This is a genomic window from Deefgea chitinilytica (assembly GCF_016881405.1).
GTDB lineage: Bacteria > Pseudomonadota > Gammaproteobacteria > Burkholderiales > Chitinibacteraceae > Deefgea > Deefgea chitinilytica.
In genome coordinates, this window is record NZ_WOFE01000019.1 from 1 (window position 1) to 1,830 (window position 1,830).

Consider the following 1,830-nt stretch of genomic DNA (forward strand, 5'->3'; position numbering starts at 1 on the left):
GGCAACCTAACTGTGACTGCCGATGCTGCTGGTAGCAGTATTACCACCGGATCCGGCACAGATAGTGTGACGCTTGGCGCAGGTTTGGATTCGGTGAACACTGGTTCTGGCAATGACACTATTTACTCGGCTTTGGCCGCTCTGGATACGATTGCGGGGGGGGATGGTACGGATGTCCTGGTGCTGACTTCAAGTGGTGCAGCGACACTGAGTGCGGCAACCGTTTCAATGTCGGGCATTGAGACTTTGAAGTTTGCTAACGACACTACGTTGACCATTTCAGCAGCCTACTTCAGTGCGCTAACTCATTTTGATGGCACAGGAAAAACGGTTGATATCACCGTCAGCGGAGCCTCGGGAAGTATTGATTTAAGCAGTAAATCTTTTACCAATATCAATAGCGTTACTTTTGCTGGAGCTGATGGGCAGCAGGTCACTATTGATTCTAGCGGCTTGCCAGGGGTGACTACGCTGGATGGTGGTGATGGCTTTGATTCAATTGTATTTAGCTCAGGATCTTCGCTCTCTGTGCCGAGTAACTTGATCAACTTTGAAAAAGTGGATGCTTCCCTAATTACTGGTGATGTTTCTATTGTCGGTAGTGCTAGCACGCAAGAGATCGCGACCGGAAGTGGTGATGACACGATCAATTCGGCGGCGGCGACAGGAAATACCACACTCAGTGGCGGAGCAGGTGCTGATTCGATTACGGGAGGGGCACAAAATGATCAAATTGATCTGGGTGTAGATACTGATGCAGACGTGGTTAACGCCGGTGCGGGTAGTGATACGGTGCTCAATCTAGGCAGCCAAGACACAGCGAATTTGGGCGCTGGGAATGATCGTATTACCTATGTCGCGGGTGCGACGGTGGATGGCGGTGATGATCTCGATACTTTGGCGGTAACCGCAGCGGCGGGCTCATTGACTTTGACTATGGGGGCAGGAGTTAATATTGCTGGCTACCAGAATTTTGAAAATTTGGATGCTAGCAGCTCTGATGATGCGCTGACTGTATCGTATGGCAATACATCGACATCAATTAAAACGGGCTCTGGTAACGATACCATCACTTATAACAAAGGCGCTTCTACGGTTGTGGTTGATGCAGGTGATGGGCTCGATACGCTGGTGATTGGAGCAGGCTCAAATAGTGTGCCATTTGTGCAAATGGAGTTTGGTTCAGATACGGATCAAATTGCAGGAGCTGGAACTTATACCGGTTTTGAAAACCTCGATAGTACGGCATATACCGGCTCAATCACATTCTCGGCTGGCTCGGGAACCACTTCGGTATTAACGGGTTCAGGTAATGATTTGATCGATGCTTCTGCTGCGGATCAAGCGGTGGCAATCAATGCAGGGAATGGAAATAACAATATTCAAGGCAGCCGCTTTGGTGACACCATCACGCTTGGTTTAGGAGCCGACACAATTGCCGCAGGCGATGGCGCCGATACCATCGTTGGTACTTTGACGGCAAATGATACAGTTAATTTCGGTGCTGGCGCAGATAGCTACACATATCAAGATGTTGCAAATACTACTGTTGATGGTGGTACAGGTTCAGATACCTTGCATTTAATTTCTGGCATGGGTGCAACAAGTATCGATTTGACACAAGTCGATGCGGATCAGGTTTCAGGTAATTCAGACATTCGTAATTTTGAAAATCTAGATGGTTCGGCTGCTGACGATGATTTAACGATCACCGTCAATGCTGCGGGCAATGTGAGTGGTGGTAGTGGCAATGACGTGTTAAATGTCGATGCTGATGTAAATTTCACAGGAAAAACACTATCGGGGATTGAAACCTTAAACCTGAATAGC

At 48.3% G+C, this 1,830-nt stretch carries 1 protein-coding gene; it reads left to right on the plus strand.

The annotated features are described in order from the left end of the window. On the plus strand, nucleotides 1-1,830 hold a 1,830-nt coding region (locus GM173_RS15795), incomplete at both ends, for a beta strand repeat-containing protein (protein WP_203572356.1).